This is a genomic window from Microbacterium sp. ABR10, from assembly GCF_057812175.1.
This window is the reverse complement of the sequence record NZ_CM173821.1, coordinates 2,791,816-2,810,927: the sequence shown is the minus strand read 5'-3', so window position 1 is coordinate 2,810,927 and position 19,112 is coordinate 2,791,816. Positions and strand designations below refer to the sequence as shown.

Sequence of the window (19,112 nt, the reverse complement as noted above, 5' to 3'; positions counted from 1 at the left end):
GCGCGTCAGGCGGTGCCGGGCGGACGACGCGGGGGTGTCAGGCGGTGCCGGGCGGACGACGCGGGGGTGTCAGTCGCTGCCCGGCGAACCCCGTCGGGGCGTCAGGCGGTGCCGTACAGGCGGTCGCCGGCGTCACCGAGACCGGGCACGATGTACCCCCTCTCGTTCAGACGCTCATCGACGGCGCCGAGCACGAGCGTGACGTCGTGGCCCTCGACCTGCTTCTCGATCGCGGCGACGCCCTCGGGGGCACCCAGCAGACAGATCGCCGTGACGTCCTGCGCCCCGCGGGCGAAGAGGAATTTGATGGCCGCGCCGAGCGAGCCTCCGGTGGCCAGCATCGGGTCGAGCACGAAGCACTGGCGGTCGCTGAGATCGTCGGGGAGGCGCTCGGCATAGGTCGTGGGCTCGAACGTCTGCTCGTCGCGCACCATGCCGAGGAAACCGACCTCGGCGGTGGGCAGGAGCTTCACCATGCCTTCGAGCATGCCGAGACCGGCGCGCAGGATCGGCACGACGATCGGACGGGGCTCGCTGATCTTCACGCCCTCGGTGGTGGTCACCGGGGTCTGGATCTCGATCGGCTCGACGCGCACGTTGCGGGTCGCTTCGTACGCGAGCAGCGTCACGAGCTCCTCGGTGAGCTGGCGGAACACCGGCGACGACGTCTGCACGTCGCGCAGCACCGTCAGCTTGTGGGTGATGAGAGGGTGGTCGGCGACGTGGACACGCATAGGCTCAAGGCTAACGGCTTCCCCCGTGCGACCCCGTCCCTTTTTCCGGAGCCCCGTGACCCCCACCGCCCGTGACCTCGCCGCGATGCACCGGGCGTTCGCGCTCGCCGCAGCGGCGGCGTCCGACGGTGACGTGCCCGTGGGCGCCGTCGTCCTGGGTGCCGACGGGTCGATCGTGGGGGAGGGACGAAACCTCCGCGAACGCACGAACGACCCCACCGCGCACGCCGAGATCGTGGCGTTGCGCGAGGCGGCATCCCGGATCGGGTCGTGGCACCTCGCCGACTGCACGCTCGTGGTGACGCTGGAGCCGTGCGTGATGTGCGCCGGCGCGATCCTGCAGGCGCGGGTCGCGCGCGTGGTGTTCGGATCGTGGGACGCCAAGGCCGGTGCCGCCGGATCGATGTACGACGTCCTGCGCGACCGCCGTCTGCCGCACCGGGTCGAGGTCGTCGGCGGGGTCGAGGAGCAGATGGCCGCCGCTCAGCTGCAGGCGTTCTTCGAGGAGCGCCGCTGAGACGGATCGGCGGCATCGCGGGGGTGCCACTGCACGGCACCGACGAGCCGTACGCACCGGCACGCGAGGTTGCGTCTGCGACTCCCATCGGCCGGGCGCTGCGTGGCGGCTCGGGCCGACACCGTCCGCCCGGCTCAGCGCGGCTGAATCGGCCGCGACCGTCTGCCGGGCTCAGCGCGGCTGTATCGGCCGCGACCGTCTGCCGGGCTCAGCGCGGCTGTACTCCACGACCCGGGCCGCCCCGCTCACCGCGGCTGTACTGCGCGACTCAGGCCGCCTCGCTCAACGCGGCAGCAGCGGCAGCACCTCGGCGCCGATCTGATCGGCGTGATCGATGTCGCGCAGGTCGAGGAGCTGGAAGTACACGCGCTCGGCTCCGAGCGCCTGCAGTCGGTGCACCTTCTCGGCTACCTGCTCGGGGGTGCCGATGATGTGCGCGCCGTTGTCGAACTGCCCGCGGGACTGCCCGACCGCTTCGGCCCGGCGCGAGATCTGGTCGTCGTCGCGGCCGACGATCGTCGGCAGTGCGACCGAGAGCTTCAGCGTCTGCGGGTCGCGGCCGATCGCCTCGCATGCGGCCCGCACGACGGCGAACTTCTCCGCCACCACGTCTTCGGAGACGAAGCCGATGTTGAACTCGGTCGCGTAGCGCGCGGCGAGAGCCGGGGTGCGCGTCGGACCGCCGCCACCCACGATCACGGGCACGGGCGACTGCACCGGCTTGGGCAGGGCCGGCGCCTCGTCCAATCGATAGTGCTCACCGTGGAACGAATAGGTCTCGGCATCCGGAGTCGACCAGAGTCCCGTCACGACCTGCAGCTGCTCGTCGAGCAGATCGAACCTCTTGGCGGGGAACGGGATGCCGTAGGCGAGGTGCTCGCGCTCGAACCAGCCGGTGCCGAGTCCGAGTTCGACGCGGCCACCGGACATCGCGTCGACCTGGGCGACCTGGATCGCGAGGATCGCGGGCACGCGGTAGGTGACCGACGACACCAGTGTGCCGAGGCGGATGCGCGATGTCTCCCGAGCGAGACCGGCCAGCGTCGTCCACGCGTCGGTCGGACCCGGCAGCGGGTCGCCCTCGCCCATGCGCAGGTAGTGGTCGGAACGGAAGAACCCGTCGAGGCCGTGCCGCTCGGCGGACTGCGCGAAAGCGAGCTGGTCGTCGTACGAGAAGCCCTGCTGGGGCTCGGTGAACAGGCAGTACTCCACGGGGACCTCCGGGGGAAGGGGACGGCGCCGCGTCAGTCGGCGGAGCGCAGGATGATCGCCTCGGTCGGCGGGGCGGGGTCGGCGGGGCGTCCGACGTAGCCGATGTGGGTGAGCAGGGCCCGACGGAACTGCGCCGGGCGCTCGAGGTGCACCGAGTGTCCGGCGCCGTCGACGGGAACCTCCGTCACCTCGCCGCCCGCGGCCGCGTACGCTGCCAGGACGTCGCGCGTCTGCGACACCATCGGCTGCGCCGGGGCGACATCGGCCCCGGGCCAGCCCGGTACGACACCGAGCGAGCCCAGGTGGTTGAGGTCGGAGAACGACGTGTCGGAGACGATGGCATCCGCGGTGCCGTAGATCCACAGGATCGGGGGCTTGGTCGGGAGGCCGACGACGGCGGACACGTCGAAGTACTTCGGGGACAGGGTGTTGAGCACGCCCGTCGTCCCGGGCGCGAAACCGGGCCAGGTCGACGTCGCGACGGCATCGCCGGGGTAGTTGCCGCCCGCTGTCGAGGTCGACAGCATCGACTCGACCCAGACGTCCTCGTGCTCACTGGTGTACCCCGGTGCGACGTAGGCGGAGCGGAAGACCGAGCGCGGAGACGTCGGGGCGTCGGCCGTGGTGTCGTGATCGATGAGGCGCTGCACGAAGTCGTCGTTGGCGGCACCGGCGCCCGTGCCGGCGTCTTCGTCGGAGAGCCGTGAACCGTCGCGGCGGGTTCCGCCGAAGCCGTACGGCGACACCGGCGATTGCAGCGTGAGCGAGAGCACCGGGTGGTCGAGTGCGTATTGCAGCACGACGCCGCCGCCCATCGACCAGCCGACGAGGTGCGCCTCGGAGACTCCGAGGGCCTGCAGAGTCGCGTGGAGGTCGTCGCTGAAGTCGCGGACACCGCGGGTGGCGTCGATCGGAGTGTGCTCGGTGCGGCCGAAGCCGCGCAGATCGACCGCGAGCACACGCAGCTCGCTCGGCAGGTCCTGCATGATCTCCTGCCAGAACAAGGAGGAGGAGACGTTGCCGTGCACGAAGACGATGGTGTGGTCGGCCGTCGTGCCGGGGTCGTCGCCAGCGCGTTCGAGAACGTTGACACCGAGCCGGTCCGTCTCGACCAGACGTGCGGTGATGCCGTCGAAGAGTGTCATGGCAGGTCCTCCGTGTCGCTCAACGGTGCTCCCGTACACCGGTTCCGACTCTAACGCGCGCCCCTAGCGGCCGCACTCAGGCTTGCCCTGCAGCGCGGCTCCGCGCGCCCGCAGCGCAGACCGGCGGACGGCGCCCCACCATCGCTTTCGTTCGCGCCCGCGGCCCGCCTTCCGCCGAACGACGCCGCCGGGCGGATGTCAGGGGTGGTTCGTAGACTGAGGGCATGACGGATGCCACGACCTCGCTGCCCCCGATCGCGATCATCGGTGCGGGCTCGATGGGGGGAGCCATCCTCCGCGGTCTCGTCGCCGCGGGGCTCACCGGCGGCGGAGTCACCGCGACCAATCGCTCGATCGCGAAGGCCGCGGAGCTCGCCGACCTGGAGGGCGTCACGAGCGTCGCCCTCGAAGCGCAGCCGGCCGGAAACGCCCATGCCGTGGCATCCGCCGACATCGTGCTCATCGGCGTCAAGCCCGCAATGGTGCCCGACCTGCTGATCGACATCGCCCCGCACCTCCGACCCGGCTCGGTGGTGGTGAGCCTCGCGGCCGGTGTGACGCTCGAGACCTTCGCTCACCACCTCGGCGACGACGTCGCCACGCTGCGGTCGATGCCCAATACCCCGTCTCTCGTCGGCAAGGGCGTCACGGGTCTCGCGGCGGGTCCCGCGGCATCCGAAGACGATGTCGCGGTCGTGCGCGCCCTCTTCGAGACGGTGGGGTCGGTCGTCGAGGTGCCCGAGGCGCAGATCGACGCGCTGTCCACCATCTCCGGTTCCGGCCCGGCCTACGTCTTCCTCCTGGTCGAGGAGTTCACCAAGGCCACCGTCCGCATGGGCTTCGACCTCGACCAGGCGCGACTGCTCGCCGAGCAGACCTTCATCGGTGCGACGGCCCTGCTGGCCGCCTCCGACGTCGACCCCGCAGAACTCCGCCGTCGCGTCACGAGTCCGAAGGGCACGACCGAGCGGGCGATTGCGGTTCTGCAAGAAGCGCGCTTCGACGACACGTTCACCGTCGCCGCCGAGGCCGCCCTCGCCCGTGCCGAAGAACTGGCCGCCGGGGGCTGAGCCATGCGTCTGCGGTTCTCAGGCCCGATCTGGTTCTGGCGCGGTCCCGCGCCGTTCCACTTCGTCACCGTGCCCGAGACCGAGGCGGCGATGATCGCCGAGATCGCGCCCGTGGTGACGTACGGCTGGGGCATGATCCCGGCATCCGTCACGATCGGTGCGACGACCGTGACGACCGCGCTCTGGCCCAAAGACGGCGGATACATCGTGCCGGTCAAGAAAGCGCTGCAGGATGCCGAGGGTCTCGCGCTCGACGACGAGGTCGAGGTCGTGCTCGACATCGACGCCTGACGCGGGTCGTCTCTCGCGAGAAACGCCCCCGCAGCGAGGAACGCCCCGCCGAGGCGTTTCGCCAAGCGGAAAGCGTCTCTCGCGGCGGAAAGAAGCCGGCCGGTCGGACGCGGTGCGCGCCGGGCGAGATACGACCGGTTCAGCGGTCGAGCGCCGCGAAACGCTCGATGTCGGAGTTCGTGCCCGAGACGATGATGAGGTCGTGATTGGTCACGACGGTGTTGGCCTCGGCGTACCGGAACGGGCGCCCCGGGCTCTTCACGCCCACGACGGTGACGTTGTACTTCGAGCGCACGCCCGACTCGTTCAGTCCCACCCCGCGCACCAGTTTCGGCGGGTACATCTTGGCGAGCACGAAGTCGTCGTCGAAGCGGATGAAGTCCAGCATCCGCCCGCTCACGAGGTGCGCGACGCGCTCGCCGGCCTCGGCCTCGGGGTAGATGACGTGGTTCGCCCCCACGCGGGCGAGGATCTTGCCGTGCGACTGCGAGACCGCCTTCGCCCAGATCTGCGGCACCTTCAGGTCGACGAGGTTCGCCGTGATGAGCACCGACGCCTCGATGAGCGACCCGACGGCCACGACCGCGACCTGGAAGTCCTGGGCGCCGATCTGGCGGAGCGCGTCGATGTTGCGGGCGTCGGCCTGGACGGCATGGGTGACGCGCTCCGACCACTTCTGCACGAGTTCGAGATTGCCGTCGACGGCGAGCACATCGCGGTCGAGTCGGTCGAGCTCTCCCGCGCACGCCGCGCCGAATCGGCCGAGACCGATCACCAGGACGGGCGCGTCGCTGCGAATCCGTTCAACCAACGATCGGCCTTTCCACGGGCAGCGCATACAGCTGCGATCGAGAAGCCGCGGCGACCGCCGCGGCGAGAGTCACAGTACCAATGCGCCCCATGAACATCGTCGCCGACATGACGTATACGGCAGGGTCGGGCAGCTCCGCCGTGAGCCCGGTCGAAAGCCCCACCGTCGCGAAGCCCGAGATGACGTCGAACAGCACGTATTCGATGGGGGCGTCGGTGATGCGGCTGATGGTGACCGTCGAGATCGCGACGATGGTCGCGCCCCAGGCGACGACCGAGAGGGCGACCCGCTGGACATCGCTCGGGATGCGCCGGCCGAAGGCCTGGACGGACGGACGTCCCTTCGCCTCGGAGAACACCGCCAGGGCCAACACGGCGAGGGTTGTGACCTTGATGCCGCCGGCGGTGGAGGCCGAGCCCCCGCCGACGAACATGAGCATGGAGCCGACTATGAGGGTCGCGCCGTTCAGGTCGCCGACGTCGATGACGCTGAAACCGCCCGACCTCGTCATCGCAGAGAGGAAGAACGCCTGGAACGTGGTGTCCCATGCATCCATGCTCCCGAATGTGAGGGGGTTGTCGTATTCCAGAAGCAGGATGAACCCCGCGCCGAGCACGAAGAGGATGACCGTGGTGATCAGCGTGAGCTTCGTGTGCAGCGACCACAGCCGGAAGCGCCAATGGTGCCGCCACAGGGTGAAGATGACGGGGAAGCCGATCGAACCGAGGAACACACCCAGCATCAGCACCGTCAGGAGGAAGTAGTCCTGCGCGAAGGGGGTGAGCCCGTCGGCGTTCGGAACGAATCCGGTGTTCGTGAACGCCATCGCCGCGTAATAGGGCGCCTCCCAGAGGGCGACCAGGGGGTCGATCCCGCCGACCACGAGTGCGGGGTAGATGAGCACGGTCAACCCCGCCTCGATGACGAGGGTCGACAGCGCCACCGTGCGCAGCAGCTGACCGACCTCGCCCAGGCGCACGGTCTGGCCCTCGTTGACCGGCCCGCCGTGGGCGCGGAGCGGGTTGCTGTCGCCCGCGGCGATGAGCTTCGCCCGCAGCCCCAACCGCTTGGAGATCACCAAACCGAGGATGGATGCCAGGGTGAGTACACCGAGGGCGCCGACGTTGACGCCGACGTAGGTGATCGCGTGGCCGAGCGGCGACCAGTGCGAGTACATGTCGACGGTCGAGAGCCCGGTCACGCAGATAGTCGACACCGCGGTGAAGAGGGCATCGGCCAACGGTGTGACCTGGCCGTCGGCCGCAGCGGCGGGAAGGGAGAACAGGGCGGTGAACAGCAGGATCAGCGTCACGAAGACCAGGACCGCGAAACGCGCGGGAGAGGCGGTCGTCAGGTTGCGCAGACGATCCCATGCCGTGAACGCGATGCGACGTAGTCGCACCGGCAATCGCACCTCGTTCGGCGTCGCCGCCATGCGCCGCTCCCTTCGGTGCCCGAACCCGAATCATGGTACTCGGGCCGGGGCTTGGCTAATCTGATGCCATGGCGGACATCTTCGATGTGATCGCTGACGGAACGCGTCGCGACATCCTTCAGCTGCTCCTGGACCGGGCGACCGGTGGCGAGCGCGGAACCAGCGTGTCGCAGATCGTCGCGGCCCTGGGCGTCAGCCAACCCACCGTCTCGAAGCACCTCAAGGTGCTGCGGGAGGCCGAGTTGGTGTCGGTTCGCGAGATGGGGCAGCACCGCTACTACAGCCTCGCCGTCGCGCCCCTCGACGAGGTCGACGACTGGCTGGTCCCCTTCTTCTCCATCGACGAAGACAACGAGCCGGCTCTCCCGGAGTCCGCCGTGCACGCGGCCGAGGTGGTCGGCCGCGCAGCAGCGTCCGTGAAGCACTCCTTCTCGACGGCGCTGCGCAAACTCCCCGGGCGGTGATCTCCCGGCGGAGATGACCACGGATGCCATCGCGTGCGGCATCCGGAATGCACACCCGTCACAGGCGGCGCACCGGTTTACAGCCGTCACGCCCAGACTCTAGAGTGTGGTCAGCATCAGGGTGAGTCCACCCGGAACGAGGGGTGAACGATGGCCGAGCTGCCCGACGTGCGGTTCCTGACGGTCGCCGAGGTCGCCGAGCTCATGCGCGTATCGAAGATGACGGTCTACCGACTCGTGCACGCCGGCGAACTTCCCGCGGTACGCTTCGGACGCAGCTACCGTGTGCCCGAATCGGCGGTCGCGGCGCTCGTGCAGCGACCGGTGTCCGACGTCGGCTAGACTGATCCGAGGCTTTTTTCCATCGCCTGCTGTTCCCGGGGGCCGAAATCGGCACCCAGACCCCGACTTAGTGAGGTTTTCCGTGGGTTCTGTCATCAAGAAGCGCCGTAAGCGCATGGCGAAGAAGAAGCACCGCAAGCTGCTTCGCAAGACTCGTCACCAGCGCCGCAACAAGAAGTAAAGCGGCTACCACACCGAGCGCCTGTCCGATGTGACGGGCGCTTCGTGTATCCGTCGCGGGTTCGTGACGCTCGGGCATCCCGGTCGTCGCCTCGCCCCTTCAGGAGGAGAAGCATGCAGTCCATCACGGTCCACGACCTGCACGCGGGGCGTGAGCGCCCCCTGATCGACGTGCGCGAAGAGCACGAGTTCGCTGCGGGCCACGTGCCCGGCGCGGTGAACCTGCCCATGTCGAGCCTGGGCGAGCACCTCGACGAGCTGCCGGCCGAGCCGTTCGACGTGATCTGCCAGATCGGCGGCCGATCGGCGCGAGTGGCCGAAGCGCTCGCCGCGCGTGGTCACGACGTGACGAACGTCGAGGGTGGCACGGGTGAATGGGTCGCGGCGGGATACGCCGTCGAGTCCTGAGCGCGTCCGATCCTCCTAGGATGGAGGCGTGACAACCCTCACGCTGATCGGCAAGCCCGACTGCCATCTGTGCGACGTGGCCGAGCAGATCGTCGAGACGGTCGTCGCCGATCTTCCCGCGAGTCTCGCCGAGCGCGTCGAGATCGAGCAGGCCTCGATCACCGACGACGCGGCGCTGCACGCCGTGTGGTGGGAGAAGATCCCGGTCGTGCTCATCGACGGCGAACTGCACGCCCACTGGCGAGTGTCCGCCGACCGTCTGCGAGCCGCGCTCATCGCGGCGGATTCCGAAGGAGCCTCCTCGTGAGCATCCGTCACATCGTCCTCTGGAAGCTCGCGGCCGACGACGCCGACACCCGGGCACTGCACGCCGAGCAGATCGCCGACAAGCTCCTCGCCCTCCGCGAGATCGTGACCGAGATCGACCAGATCGAGGTGGGCCGCAACGTCGTCAATCCCCAGTCCAACTGGGACGTCGCGCTCGTGAGCGAGTTCGCCGACGCCGCCGCCCTCGAGCGGTACCAGGTGCACCCGGCGCACCAAGAGGTCGCGGAGTTCGTTCGCTCCGTCGTCGCAGAGCGCTCCTGCGTCGACTACCCGTTCTGATCACCGCTCGGCCGGCGCCCGGGACTCCCTCTCCCGCGAGTGCATGCTGCAGGGTGCCGTGCGGTGCGATACCGCGCCCCGAATGCGCAGCCGCCGTCAGTCCTGGGAGAGGACGCTCGCCGGCACGGCTGCGAGAGCGATGCGCACGCGGGCGTCGTCGTCCAGGCGTCGTTCCGCAGGGTGTTCGACCACGACGCGGCTGCCGTCGGCGGTGAGGACGGTCGAACGGCGCATGCTGCCGAGGAACGTCGTCTCCTCGACGATGGCATCCACCCCCGGCGTGTCCGCGTCGACGAGCACCACGTTCTCGGGTCGTACCACCACCTCGCAGTGACCGTCGTGCGCCGTACCGGCGAGGGGCAGGCGCTGGCCCCAGACCTCCACGACAGCGCCCTCGACGATCCCCGGCACCGTGCTGACCGGCCCGAGGACCTCGGCGACGGCGGCATCTCCGACACGTCCGTAGACGTCGGTGGGGGAGCCCCGGGCGATGATCCTTCCCTCGTCCATCACGACGAGTTCGTCGGCGACGGCTGCGCCCTCGGCGGTATCGCGTGTGGCCCAGAGGGTCGTCACTCCGCGCTCGCGCAGTTCACGGACCAGGCGATCACGCGTCTCGGCGCGGGCGGTGGTGTGAAGCGCTGCGAGTGCGTCGTCGAGCACGAGGGCTCGCGGGCGGGATGCGAGGACCCGCGCTACCGCCCAGCGCTGGCGGTCGCCGAGAGCGAGCCGGGAGACGGCGGCATCCGATGCCTCCAGCCCGACGAGCTCGCACAGGCGGTCCGTCTCGAGGTCGGGGTCGACGACGCCGGCATGACGAGCCGCCGCCGCGATCGACGCGCGCACGCGGAAGAAGCGCGGGGCCGCCGCACGGTCCGCCACCCCGGGCAGGCGCGGGGCCGCAGCGCCCGTGCGTCCCTCGACCTGCACCGTTCCCCCGTCGCAGCGCTCGGCGCCGGTGGCGAGTCTCAGCAGCGTCGAGGCCCCGCATCCCGACGGGCCGACGATCGCCGCGATCCGACCCGCCGCGATCTCGAGGTCGATGTCGTGCAGTACACGGACGCCCGCGCGATCACGGCTGACCCCGCGGAAGACGATCGACCAGCCCCGGGGGCGTGGCGCACGCCCGGTTGCCGCGGGTTCCACGGGCGTGACGGCGACCATGCGCCCACGTTAGGGGTCGCCAGTGACACGCGAACGCCCGGGGAGTGAACCCCGGGCGTCGCTCGGTCGAATCGTGGACGTCGGTGCTTACGGGGCCAGGCGGGTCGGTCCACGGAACAGGTAGGTGACTTCGCGGATGGACGACTCGCCCAGCAGAAGCATGAGGACGCGCGCCAGGCCCATGCCGAACCCGCCGTGCGGCGGGGCGCCGAAACGGAAGAAGTCGAGGTAGAAGTCGAGGTGCTCGGGGTCGAGACCCTTCTCCTTCGCCTGCTCGATCAGCACGTCGACGCGGTGCTCGCGCTGGGCGCCCGTCGTGATCTCGACCCCGTTGAAGAGCAGGTCGTACGACTTCGTCAGCCCGGTCTCTTCGTCGCGCATGTGGTAGAAGGCGCGGATCTCGGGGTGGTAGTCGGTGATGAAGACGAATTGGTGGCCATACGTCTCGGCCACGTGCGCCGCGATCTGGCGTTCGCCCTCGGGATCGAGATCGCCGTCTGTGCGCGGGATGTCGTATCCGCGGGCGGCGACGATCTCGCGCGCCTCGGCGAGGGGGATGCGGGGGAAGGGCAGCGACGGCACCTGCACCTCGACGCCGAACAGCTCCTGGATCTCGGCGCCGTGCTTGTCGGCGACGGCCTGGAACGCCGTCTGGAGCAGTTCCTCCTGCATGCGCGCGACGTCGTCGTGCGAATCGATCCAGCTGATCTCGGCGTCGATCGAGGTGAACTCGGTCGCGTGGCGGCTGGTGAAAGAGGGGTCGGCGCGGAAGGCGGGGGCGATCTCGAAGATCTTGCCGAAGCCGGCGACCTGGGCCATCTGCTTGAAGAACTGCGGGCTCTGAGCGAGGTAGGCGGTCTTGTCTTCGAAGTAGGGCACCTCGAACAACTCGGCGTTGGACTCCGAGGGGGATGCCATGAGCTTGGGGGAGTGGACCTCGATGTAGTCGCGCTCGACCCAGTACGTGCGCATGGCGTGCTCGAGGGTGGTCTGCACGCGGAAGATGAGGTTGTTGCGGCGCTGACGCAGGTCGAGGAAGCGCCAGTCCATACGCTTGTCGGGGCTGCTGTCGGCGGCGATGGGCGTCTCGGGGTTGGCGGCGGCGGCGATGACGAGCTCGCCGACCTTGATCTCGACTCCGCCGAGCTTGACGCGCTCGTCGTGCTTGAGCTCGCCGCGGACGGTCAGGAAGGTACCGGTGGCGAGGGCGCCGATCGTCTCGGTCAGCGCGAGCGCGGCGGCATCCTGCTCGATCTCCTCGGAGGGGCGCGTCGCGGGGTTCACCAGCTGCACGGCGCCGGTCTCGTCGCGGAGGACGACGAACTGCACCTTCTTCTGATCGCGCACGGTTTCGACCCATCCCGACACCTCGACGGCGCCGGCGGGGAGGGATTTCAGCTGGTTGACCAGGACGCGTTCGCTCACGATCGACCATCCTACGTGCGCCGGTCGCGCGGCACCGGGACCCTGGCGCGGGCATCGCGGCATCCCTCCGCTCGGGGCCAACCCCCAGGATTCGCGCGCGCCCGGGCTCTAGCCTGAAAGGGGCGCCCGTTCGGGCGGCCGATCACCGAGCGCGAAGGCACCCGATGACCGACACCACACTCACCCTTTCTCTTCTCCGAGCCGGCTCCGGCTCCGGCGAGGGGCAGTCGTGGCTGACGTCGCTGGCCGACTGGACCGTCTCGCTCATGGAGATCATCGGCCCCGTGGGTGCGGGCGTGGCCATCGCGCTCGAGAACCTCTTCCCGCCGCTGCCCAGCGAGGTCGTTCTGCCGATGGCGGGGCTGACCGCCAGCCGCGGTTCGTTCACGCTCTTCGAGGCCCTGCTGTGGACGACCATCGGATCGGTCGTCGGTGCGTTCATGCTCTACGGCCTCGGCCGTTGGCTCGGAGCCGCGCGTCTGCGCGCCTTCGCCGCGAAGATGCCGTTGCTGCACCCCGAAGACGTCGATCGGACGGTGGCGTGGTTCGAGCGGCACGGCGGCAAGGCGGTGTTCTTCGGGCGGATGATCCCGATCTTCCGCAGCCTGATCTCCATCCCCGCGGGGGTGTCGAAGATGCCCATGTGGCGCTTCGGACTGCTCACGGGAGCCGGCAGCTTGATCTGGAACACGATCTTCGTGCTCTCGGGGTACCTGCTCGGCGAGAACTGGCACATCGTCGAGGAGTACGCCTCGATCCTGCAATACGTCGTGATCGCCGCGGTGGGTGTCGGTGTGGCCCTGTTCCTCTACAGCCGCATCCGTTCTCTCCTCGGAGCGCGCAAAGACGCCTGATCGCCCGCGGTATCTCCACGTCGAAGCAACCGGCGTCCCCGCTCAGTCAGACCACAGAACCCGCGCCTAGACTGGCTTCGTGACCGCCGATCGCCTGCATCTCGTGCGCCACGGAGAGGTCCACAACCCCCGTCGCGTGCTCTACGGTCGGCTCCCGGGATTCGGGCTGAGCGTCGCAGGACGCCAGATGGCCCGTCAGGCCGCCGCGTTCGTGCGCGGGCTCGACCGGCCCGTCAGCGCCCTGGTGGTCTCCCCGCTGCAGCGCACGCGCGAGTCGTCCGAGCCCTTCACCGAGATGTTCGGCGTCGACGCCTACATCGACGACCGGGTGATCGAGCCGACCAATGTCTTCGAGGGACGGCGCATGAAGCAGGCGCTGGCCAACCCCCTCAACTGGCGTCACCTCCACCGTCCGGCGGTGCCCAGCTGGGGCGAGCCGTACGAGCGCATCGTCGCCCGGATGACGGATGCCATGGCCGACGCCTGGGAGCGGGTGCCCTCGGGCGACGTCGTCGTCGTCTCGCACCAGCTGCCGATCTGGGTGACCCACCTCGCCCTCTCCCACCAACCCACCCGCCACGACCCCCGCAAGCGCCGGTGCGCGTTGTCGAGCGTGACGAGTTTCGAGCGGCGAGACGGCGCCGACGGCTCGACGCGCTGGGTCGAGGTGGCGTACGCCGAGCCGGCATCCACCGCCGGAGCCGTCGACGTAGGAGCCGTGTGATGCGCCGAATCCTCACCGCTGCGGGGTCTCTCGCCGCCGCCGCGGCCCTCGTGGTGGGCCTGGCAGCCTGCACCGCCGACCCGCTCGCCGATCAGTACCGCGCCGGTGACAACAAGGGCTACATCGCCGCGAACGGTTTCCAGACCGCTGAGATCCCGGCCGACCGTCGCGGGGAGCCTGTCGACTTCGCCGGCACGCTCGACGACGGTTCCACCGTGTCCAGCTCCGACTACGACGGCAAGGTGCTCGTGGTGAACTTCTGGTACGCCACGTGCGGCCCGTGCATCATCGAGGCGCCGCGTCTGGAGCAGGCGTACAAGACCTTCGAGGGGCAGGACGTCGCCTTCCTCGGCATCAACACCTACGACCAGCCCTCGACCGCGCAGTCGTTCGCGCGCGACCACGACATCTCCTACCCGAGCGCGATGGCCGTCAACGACGCCGAGCTGAAGCTGGCGTTCAACGACAAGACGCCGCTGAACGCCACCCCGACCACCCTCGTGCTCGACAAGCAGGGGCGCGTGGCGGCGCGCATCGTCGGCGAACTGCCCGAGGCCTCGATCCTCGAGGCGATCGTGCGCACCCTGGTCGCGGAGGGCGCGTGAATCCGGGAGCCCTCGTCTTCGACGGGGCGCTGTGGGTCGCCGTGCCCATCGCCCTGGCCGCCGGCCTCATCTCGTTCCTCTCGCCCTGCGTGCTGCCTCTCGTGCCGGGCTACCTGGGCTACATCGGCGGTGCGGTCGCCCCCCGAGGGGGCTCGGCATCCGCCGGTCGTGGCCGCCTGCTGGGCGGAACGCTGTTGTTCATCGCCGGGTTCACGCTCGTGTTCATGGCATTCAACGTGCTCGGAGGTGCCGCGGGGGCGTTCTTCACCCGCTACGGCGACGTGATCACGCGCGTCCTCGGCGTGGTGATCATCTTGATGGGGCTCGTGTTCATCGGCCTGTTCGGTGTAGCGCAGCGGTCGGTGCGGATGCAGGCCAAGGGCAATCTCGGTCTCGTCGGGGCGCCGCTGCTCGGTATCGCCCTCGGTGTCGGCTGGACGCCGTGCATCGGCCCGACGCTGACGGCCATTCTGTCGGTGTCGTACAACCTCGGAGACCCCGGTCGTGCCGCCCTGCTGGGGCTCGCGTACTCGCTGGGTCTCGGCATCCCCTTCCTCCTCCTGGCGCTCGGTTTCGGATGGGCGACACGGTCCGTCGCGTTCCTGCGCAAGCACATCCGCGCGGTCAACATCGTCGGGGGAGTCCTGCTCGTCGTTCTGGGACTCGCCATGGTGACCGGTGTCTGGGGCGCGTGGATGTCGTCCCTGCAGGGGGTGATGAGCGGTGTCCAGCTCCCCCTCTGATCCCTCGCGAAGGGAGCCCACGGACGGCGTCCTGCGCCCGTCCGACCACGCCGACTCCGCCGCGGCATCCGATTCCGACGACATCACCCAGCCGCGGTTGGGTGTCGTGGGGTGGGCTCGCTGGGGCTGGCGTCAGCTCACGTCGATGCGCACCGCCCTCGTGCTGCTGCTGCTTCTCGCGATCGCCGCCGTGCCGGGCTCGCTCGTGCCGCAGCGCACCGCGGATCCCAACGGTGTGACGCAGTACTTCACCGACAACCCCGACCTGGCTCCCGTGCTCGACAACCTGAGCCTCTTCGACGTCTACACCTCGCCGTGGTTCTCGGCCATCTATCTGCTGCTGTTCATCTCGCTGATCGGCTGCGTGCTGCCCCGCACCAAGCACCACTGGAAGGCTCTGCGCTCGCAGCCGCCGCGCACCCCCGCGCGCCTGTCGCGCCTCGACGATCACCGCACCCGCACGATCGCGGTCGACGGGGATCCGGATGCCGCGGCATCCGCCGCCGTCGACACCGCCGCAGCTCAGCTGCGAAAGAGCGGCTACCGGGTGGCCCGTTACGACGGTCGCGGGACGTTCTCGGTGTCGGCCGAGCGCGGCTACCTGCGTGAGACGGGAAACCTCGTCTTCCATGCGGCCCTGGTCGGCGTCCTCGTCGCGGTCGGTTTGGGTGGCGGTTTCACCTACACCGGGCAGCGCGTGCTCGTGGAGGGTCAGGCGTTCGCGAACAGCCTGCTCGACTACTCCTCGTTCAACCCGGGCCGCTTCGTCAGCGGCGACACCCTCACGCCCTACTCGATGACGCTCGACCAGTTCGATGTGAGCTACGTACCTCCCGGACAGCCCGGTGCCGGCCAGGCCGGCGACTTCGTCGCGCACGTGACCACCCAGGCTCCCGGTGGCGACCCGCAGGACGGCGAGGTGCGGGTCAACCACCCGCTCGACGTGCGGGGAGACCGCGTCTACCTCCTCGGAAACGGGTACGCGCCCACCGTCACGATCCGCGACGCCGACGGTCGAGAGGTGTTCCACGACTCGGTCGCCTTCCTTCCTCAGGATGCCAACATGACCTCGCTCGGCGTCATCAAGGTCGCCGACGGCCTGCCCGAACAGCTCGGCCTGCTCGGCTTCTTCTATCCGACGATGGACGTGCTGCCCTCGGGGGCGCTCACCTCCACCTTCGGTGACCTCGAGTATCCGGTGCTGACGTTGCGCGTCTACGAGGGCGACCTCGGCATCGACGACGGCACGCCCCGCTCGGTGTACACGCTCGATCCCTCGGGCATGACCCAGATCGCCGGCGGCGACAGCGGCAATCCGGCTATCCAGCTCATGCCCGGCCAGACGGAGGACCTCCCCAACGGCCTGGGCACCATCACGTTCGAGAACGAGGCCCCGGCCGGCGCGTCCGGCTACGACGGGTCGGTCAAGCGTTTCGCATCGCTGTCGATCCACCGGGATCTGGCGGGACCGTGGGTGCTCGCGTTCGCCCTGCTCGCGCTATTCGGCCTGCTCGCGGCACTGTTCGTTCCGCGCCGACGCATGTGGGTCAAGGCCACCCCGTCCTCGAACGGGGTGTCGATCGAGTACGCGGGCCTCGCGCGCGGCGAGGACCCGACCCTCGCCGCGGCCGTCGACCAACTCGTCGAGAAGCACGGCACCGCCCTGCCAGCCCAGAGCCGGCCCGACACCGACGCGCGCCCGCGACCGACCGGTCCCGAGGCCGGATCACCCACACCTCCGCAGAGCCAGCCCGACACCGGAAAAGTAGACTGAGACCATGCCCGGAACCGACCCGCTTCTCCTCGACGAGATCTCCCTCCTCTTGGTGTGGACGGCGGTCGCCATCTATGTGCTGGCGTTCATCGCCTACGCCATCGACCTCGCGCGTCGCTCCGACCTCGCCCTGAAGGCGAAGGACGAGGTCGTCGCGCGCGAGCTCGTCACCGCGGGCGGTGGGGGAGTGATCTCCTCGGGCGGCTCGGCTTCGGCATCCACCGCCGTGTCGAAGCCGCGCTACCTGTGGGCTCGCCTGGGTACGGTGCTGACGACCCTCGGGTTCGTGTTCCACCTCGTCGCGACCGTCCTGCGCGGCATCGCGGCCGAGCGGGTGCCGTGGTCGAACATGTACGAGTTCGCCCTGACCGGTCTGCTGCTCATCGTCGCCGTCTACCTCGTCGTGCTGACGCGCTACGACCTGCGCTTCCTCGGTTCGCTCATCACGGGGCTCGCGGTGCTGCTGCTCGGTGGTGCGACGCTGGCGTTCCACGTCGAGGTCGTTCCGCTGGCCGATCCGTTGAAGTCGGTCTGGCTGGTCGTGCACGTGTTCGTCGCGAGCCTTGCGACGGCGCTGTTCGCCCTGGCCTTCGGACTGTCGGTCGTGCAACTCATCCAGGCGCGGCGCGAGCGCAAGCTCGCCGAGGCGCCGGCGGATGCCGAGCCGAAGCGCAGCTTCTTGCGCACCGTGCCGTCGGCCGACGCCCTGGAGTCGCTCGCCTACCGCTTCGCCATCGTCGGCTTCATCTTCTGGACCTTCACGCTCATCGCAGGCTCCATCTGGGCGAACGACGCGTGGGGCCGCTTCTGGGGCTTCGACACCAAAGAGGTCTGGACCTTCGTCATCTGGGTGCTCTACGCCGGGTACATCCACGCCCGAGCGACCCGCGGCTGGCGCGGCACCCGTTCGGCGTGGCTGTCGATCATCGGCTTCACCGCGGTGCTGTTCAACTTCACGATCGTCAACGTCTTCTTCAAGGGCCTGCACGCCTACAGCGGCCTGACGACGTAAGCGACCGGCCCGCCGTGCAACGTACGCGCGGGTGTGCGGCGCACGCGGCCGTTGCGGTTACGCGGGCATTCCTCCGTTGATCGTCCAAGACACGCCGCGCTGCGGGTCGTCCCACGGCGTGTCTTGGACACTCGAATTGATGCCTGCACGAGCGTGGCGGGTGCGGCGTCGCGGACCTGAGTCACGGCACCCAGTCGTGTTGAGTGTCCAAGACACGCCGGGCGATCAGCGGGCAGGCGGCGTGTCTTGGACACTCAACGGGCTCGTTCGGCCAGGAGCGCTCGCCGAACCGGGGCGACGACGTCCTGCGCAGGCGTGTCGAGGTGGTGAGCGACCACGCGGATCAGGGTCCACCCCTCGTCGGCGATGGCGCGCCACCGGTCGGCATCCCGACGGAATTGCTCGGTGTCGGCGTGTTGACGACCGTCGTATTCGACGGCTACGCGCTGCTCGGGGTAGGCCAGGTCGAGCCGTGCAACGAAGGTGCCGGTGGTGGTGCGCAAGGTCCAATTGAGCTCGGGCTCGGGGAGACCGGCCCGGACCAGGATCAGACGCACTTGTGTCTCCCGTGGGGACTCGGAACCGGGTCGCACGAAATCCACCGCCTCGCGCAGCGCGACGGCACCGCGGCGTCGTGCCCTCAGCGCGGCGTCGGTGAGGTCCTCGACCGACTCGCCCTGCGACAGAACCCAGTCGCCGGCCGCCACCAGGTCGTCTATCCGCAGCAGGGAACCGAGCTGCGCCCAGGTCTCGACGCGGGTGGGGGCCGGCAGATCGCCGATCAGGGTGACGCCGTCCTGGGGGAGTTTCAGCCGATGTCCCACGACGCCGCGAGCGCGAGGTTCGCGAGTGGGCGGAATCGCGCCGACGTGGAGTTCGTCTCCGTGACGGAAGGGGAGGGGCATGCCCCAGAGCGTCGCGGCGGTGGTGTGGCTGAAGAACTGCCCGCCCGTGATCCGGGGCAGGTAGGCCTGGCAGCGATCCGCAACAGACTCGAGCGATTCCTCCCGCGCGACGCGCACGCCGTGGAACGGCGCCCGGAGGTCACCCGCGGCGAGGCGTCGACGGGGGATACCGAGGACATCCGCCTCTCGAACATGGAAGGCGGTGCCCAGGTCGGGCGGGAGCGGTCGAGTTCGCATCCCGCTAGCAGACAGCGTGTGCCGAGCGATGTCGCGCGGCGCCCCTCCCGCCTGTGGATAACAACCCTGGGGAGGACCTCCGCTCACGCTCGCCCGCGTCCCGATCGAGCAATGAGTGTCCTAGACATGCCGTGTCCGGCGTGATGACACGGCGTGTTCTGGACACTCGACGGGGGTTTCGGGCGCGGAGGGAGTCGGCCCGGTCGGCCCGGCGTCGCGCCCGCCCGCGTCTCGATCGAACGTTGAGTGTCCAAGACATGCCGTGTCCGGCGTGATGACACGGCATGTTCTGGACACTCGACGGGGGTTTCGGGCGCGGAGGGAGTCGGCCCGGTCCGCCCGGCGTCGCGCTCGCTTGTTGCGTTCGCCCGGCGCCATCCGACCAGCCGTCGCGCGGGCCCGCCCCCACCCGCCCGGGTCGCGTGCCGGCCCCCACCCGCCCGGGGTCGCGCGC

General features: G+C 69.5%; 23 protein-coding genes. 15 read left to right on the top strand and 8 right to left on the bottom strand.

Annotated elements, in window-relative coordinates; genetic code table 11:
- Nucleotides 1–101 precede the first annotated feature (101 nt).
- Complete coding sequence (gene upp, locus ACXKZF_RS13085) at nt 102–734, bottom strand: uracil phosphoribosyltransferase (RefSeq protein ID WP_055955695.1); 633 nt, start codon at nt 732–734, stop codon at nt 102–104.
- Between the two features lie 85 nt (nt 735–819).
- On the opposite strand from upp, the gene tadA reads away from it, so the two are divergent.
- Nucleotides 820–1,251, top strand: a complete 432-nt coding sequence (gene tadA, locus ACXKZF_RS13080; protein WP_488986003.1) for a tRNA adenosine(34) deaminase TadA — start codon at nt 820–822, stop codon at nt 1,249–1,251.
- 282 nt (nt 1,252–1,533) lie between these two features.
- Here the strand turns inward: tadA and ACXKZF_RS13075 are convergent, their stop codons facing one another.
- Nucleotides 1,534–2,463: an LLM class F420-dependent oxidoreductase gene (locus ACXKZF_RS13075; protein WP_488984467.1), complete on the bottom strand. Its 930-nt coding sequence runs from the start codon at nt 2,461–2,463 to the stop codon at nt 1,534–1,536.
- 32 nt (nt 2,464–2,495) lie between these two features.
- Nucleotides 2,496–3,608 carry an alpha/beta hydrolase gene (locus ACXKZF_RS13070; protein ID WP_488984466.1) on the bottom strand — a complete coding sequence of 371 codons (1,113 nt, stop codon included), beginning with the start codon at nt 3,606–3,608 and terminating at the stop codon, nt 2,496–2,498.
- A gap of 224 nt (nt 3,609–3,832) precedes the next feature.
- On the opposite strand from ACXKZF_RS13070, the gene proC reads away from it, so the two are divergent.
- Both proC and ACXKZF_RS13060 read left to right on the top strand, forming a co-directional pair.
- Nucleotides 3,833–4,678 (top strand): pyrroline-5-carboxylate reductase, encoded by an 846-nt coding sequence (gene proC / locus ACXKZF_RS13065; protein ID WP_488984465.1) that lies wholly within the window; start codon nt 3,833–3,835, stop codon nt 4,676–4,678.
- Nucleotides 4,679–4,681: 3 nt separating this feature from the next.
- Nucleotides 4,682–4,969: a DUF1905 domain-containing protein gene (locus tag ACXKZF_RS13060; RefSeq protein WP_055955705.1), complete on the top strand. Its 288-nt coding sequence runs from the start codon at nt 4,682–4,684 to the stop codon at nt 4,967–4,969.
- A gap of 139 nt (nt 4,970–5,108) precedes the next feature.
- On the opposite strand, the gene ACXKZF_RS13055 is transcribed toward ACXKZF_RS13060, so the two are convergent.
- Both ACXKZF_RS13055 and ACXKZF_RS13050 read right to left on the bottom strand, forming a co-directional pair.
- Nucleotides 5,109–5,780 (bottom strand): potassium channel family protein, encoded by a 672-nt coding sequence (locus ACXKZF_RS13055; protein ID WP_055955708.1) that lies wholly within the window; start codon nt 5,778–5,780, stop codon nt 5,109–5,111.
- The gene (locus ACXKZF_RS13050) at nt 5,773–7,215 is read right to left on the bottom strand and encodes a TrkH family potassium uptake protein (protein ID WP_243223768.1); all 1,443 of its coding nucleotides are present in this window, start codon (nt 7,213–7,215) and stop codon (nt 5,773–5,775) included. Before ACXKZF_RS13050 ends, ACXKZF_RS13055 begins: the two co-directional genes overlap by 8 nt.
- Nucleotides 7,216–7,283: 68 nt before the next feature.
- On the opposite strand from ACXKZF_RS13050, the gene ACXKZF_RS13045 reads away from it, so the two are divergent.
- From ACXKZF_RS13045 to ACXKZF_RS13020, 6 genes are all read left to right on the top strand, one after another.
- Nucleotides 7,284–7,679 carry an ArsR/SmtB family transcription factor gene (locus tag ACXKZF_RS13045; RefSeq protein ID WP_314457479.1) on the top strand — a complete coding sequence of 132 codons (396 nt, stop codon included), beginning with the start codon at nt 7,284–7,286 and terminating at the stop codon, nt 7,677–7,679.
- Between the two features lie 150 nt (nt 7,680–7,829).
- Entirely contained in the window at nt 7,830–8,021 is a 192-nt protein-coding gene (locus ACXKZF_RS13040) for a helix-turn-helix domain-containing protein (RefSeq protein ID WP_055955713.1), read from the top strand.
- Nucleotides 8,022–8,103: 82 nt separating this feature from the next.
- Complete coding sequence (locus ACXKZF_RS13035; RefSeq protein ID WP_003792170.1) at nt 8,104–8,202, top strand: 30S ribosomal protein bS22; 99 nt, start codon at nt 8,104–8,106, stop codon at nt 8,200–8,202.
- Between the two features lie 113 nt (nt 8,203–8,315).
- Nucleotides 8,316–8,609: a rhodanese-like domain-containing protein gene (locus tag ACXKZF_RS13030; RefSeq protein ID WP_055955717.1), complete on the top strand. Its 294-nt coding sequence runs from the start codon at nt 8,316–8,318 to the stop codon at nt 8,607–8,609.
- Nucleotides 8,610–8,637: 28 nt separating this feature from the next.
- Nucleotides 8,638–8,916, top strand: a complete 279-nt coding sequence (locus tag ACXKZF_RS13025; RefSeq protein ID WP_055955720.1) for a glutaredoxin family protein — start codon at nt 8,638–8,640, stop codon at nt 8,914–8,916.
- The gene (locus tag ACXKZF_RS13020; RefSeq protein WP_055955722.1) at nt 8,913–9,215 is read left to right on the top strand and encodes a Dabb family protein; all 303 of its coding nucleotides are present in this window, start codon (nt 8,913–8,915) and stop codon (nt 9,213–9,215) included. Before ACXKZF_RS13025 ends, ACXKZF_RS13020 begins: the two co-directional genes overlap by 4 nt.
- A 96-nt stretch (nt 9,216–9,311) precedes the next feature.
- Here the strand turns inward: ACXKZF_RS13020 and ACXKZF_RS13015 are convergent, their stop codons facing one another.
- A complete protein-coding gene (locus tag ACXKZF_RS13015; protein ID WP_488984464.1) occupies nt 9,312–10,379 on the bottom strand; it encodes an ATP-binding cassette domain-containing protein in 1,068 nt (355 codons plus the stop codon).
- Between the two features lie 87 nt (nt 10,380–10,466).
- Nucleotides 10,467–11,804, bottom strand: a complete 1,338-nt coding sequence (gene aspS / locus ACXKZF_RS13010) for an aspartate--tRNA(Asn) ligase (RefSeq protein ID WP_488984463.1) — start codon at nt 11,802–11,804, stop codon at nt 10,467–10,469.
- A 164-nt stretch (nt 11,805–11,968) separates the two neighbouring features.
- Between aspS and ACXKZF_RS13005 the strand changes: the two genes are divergently transcribed.
- From ACXKZF_RS13005 to ccsB, 6 genes are all read left to right on the top strand, one after another.
- Nucleotides 11,969–12,658 carry a DedA family protein gene (locus ACXKZF_RS13005; RefSeq protein ID WP_156459179.1) on the top strand — a complete coding sequence of 230 codons (690 nt, stop codon included), beginning with the start codon at nt 11,969–11,971 and terminating at the stop codon, nt 12,656–12,658.
- Between the two features lie 79 nt (nt 12,659–12,737).
- On the top strand, nt 12,738–13,382 hold the full coding sequence (locus tag ACXKZF_RS13000) for a histidine phosphatase family protein (RefSeq protein WP_243223772.1): 645 nt from the start codon (nt 12,738–12,740) through the stop codon (nt 13,380–13,382).
- Nucleotides 13,382–13,987: a TlpA family protein disulfide reductase gene (locus tag ACXKZF_RS12995; RefSeq protein ID WP_243223773.1), complete on the top strand. Its 606-nt coding sequence runs from the start codon at nt 13,382–13,384 to the stop codon at nt 13,985–13,987. The genes ACXKZF_RS13000 and ACXKZF_RS12995 overlap by 1 nt, the downstream gene beginning before the upstream one ends.
- Nucleotides 13,984–14,730, top strand: coding sequence for a cytochrome c biogenesis CcdA family protein (locus ACXKZF_RS12990; protein ID WP_055955735.1), 747 nt, complete (start codon nt 13,984–13,986; stop codon nt 14,728–14,730). The genes ACXKZF_RS12995 and ACXKZF_RS12990 overlap by 4 nt, the downstream gene beginning before the upstream one ends.
- Nucleotides 14,711–16,504, top strand: coding sequence for a cytochrome c biogenesis protein ResB (gene resB / locus ACXKZF_RS12985; protein WP_488984462.1), 1,794 nt, complete (start codon nt 14,711–14,713; stop codon nt 16,502–16,504). Before ACXKZF_RS12990 ends, resB begins: the two co-directional genes overlap by 20 nt.
- A gap of 4 nt (nt 16,505–16,508) precedes the next feature.
- A complete protein-coding gene (ccsB, locus tag ACXKZF_RS12980; protein WP_488984461.1) occupies nt 16,509–17,516 on the top strand; it encodes a c-type cytochrome biogenesis protein CcsB in 1,008 nt (335 codons plus the stop codon).
- Nucleotides 17,517–17,770: 254 nt separating this feature from the next.
- Here the strand turns inward: ccsB and ACXKZF_RS12975 are convergent, their stop codons facing one another.
- Nucleotides 17,771–18,658, bottom strand: coding sequence for an endonuclease domain-containing protein (locus tag ACXKZF_RS12975; protein WP_488984460.1), 888 nt, complete (start codon nt 18,656–18,658; stop codon nt 17,771–17,773).
- Nucleotides 18,659–19,112: the final 454 nt, after the last annotated feature.

Coding starts and splice junctions, on each gene's coding strand:
- ACXKZF_RS13070 (WP_488984466.1), bottom strand. CDS start 3,608: ATGACACTCTTCGACGGCATCACCGCACGTCTGGTCGAGACGGACCGG.
- tadA (WP_488986003.1), top strand. CDS start 820: ATGCACCGGGCGTTCGCGCTCGCCGCAGCGGCGGCGTCCGACGGTGAC.
- ACXKZF_RS13030 (WP_055955717.1), top strand. CDS start 8,316: ATGCAGTCCATCACGGTCCACGACCTGCACGCGGGGCGTGAGCGCCCC.
- ACXKZF_RS12995 (WP_243223773.1), top strand. CDS start 13,382: ATGCGCCGAATCCTCACCGCTGCGGGGTCTCTCGCCGCCGCCGCGGCC.
- ACXKZF_RS13050 (WP_243223768.1), bottom strand. CDS start 7,215: ATGGCGGCGACGCCGAACGAGGTGCGATTGCCGGTGCGACTACGTCGC.
- proC (WP_488984465.1), top strand. CDS start 3,833: ATGACGGATGCCACGACCTCGCTGCCCCCGATCGCGATCATCGGTGCG.
- ccsB (WP_488984461.1), top strand. CDS start 16,509: ATGCCCGGAACCGACCCGCTTCTCCTCGACGAGATCTCCCTCCTCTTG.
- ACXKZF_RS13040 (WP_055955713.1), top strand. CDS start 7,830: ATGGCCGAGCTGCCCGACGTGCGGTTCCTGACGGTCGCCGAGGTCGCC.
- ACXKZF_RS13060 (WP_055955705.1), top strand. CDS start 4,682: ATGCGTCTGCGGTTCTCAGGCCCGATCTGGTTCTGGCGCGGTCCCGCG.
- ACXKZF_RS13015 (WP_488984464.1), bottom strand. CDS start 10,379: ATGGTCGCCGTCACGCCCGTGGAACCCGCGGCAACCGGGCGTGCGCCA.
- ACXKZF_RS12975 (WP_488984460.1), bottom strand. CDS start 18,658: ATGCGAACTCGACCGCTCCCGCCCGACCTGGGCACCGCCTTCCATGTT.
- upp (WP_055955695.1), bottom strand. CDS start 734: ATGCGTGTCCACGTCGCCGACCACCCTCTCATCACCCACAAGCTGACG.
- ACXKZF_RS13045 (WP_314457479.1), top strand. CDS start 7,284: ATGGCGGACATCTTCGATGTGATCGCTGACGGAACGCGTCGCGACATC.
- ACXKZF_RS13005 (WP_156459179.1), top strand. CDS start 11,969: ATGACCGACACCACACTCACCCTTTCTCTTCTCCGAGCCGGCTCCGGC.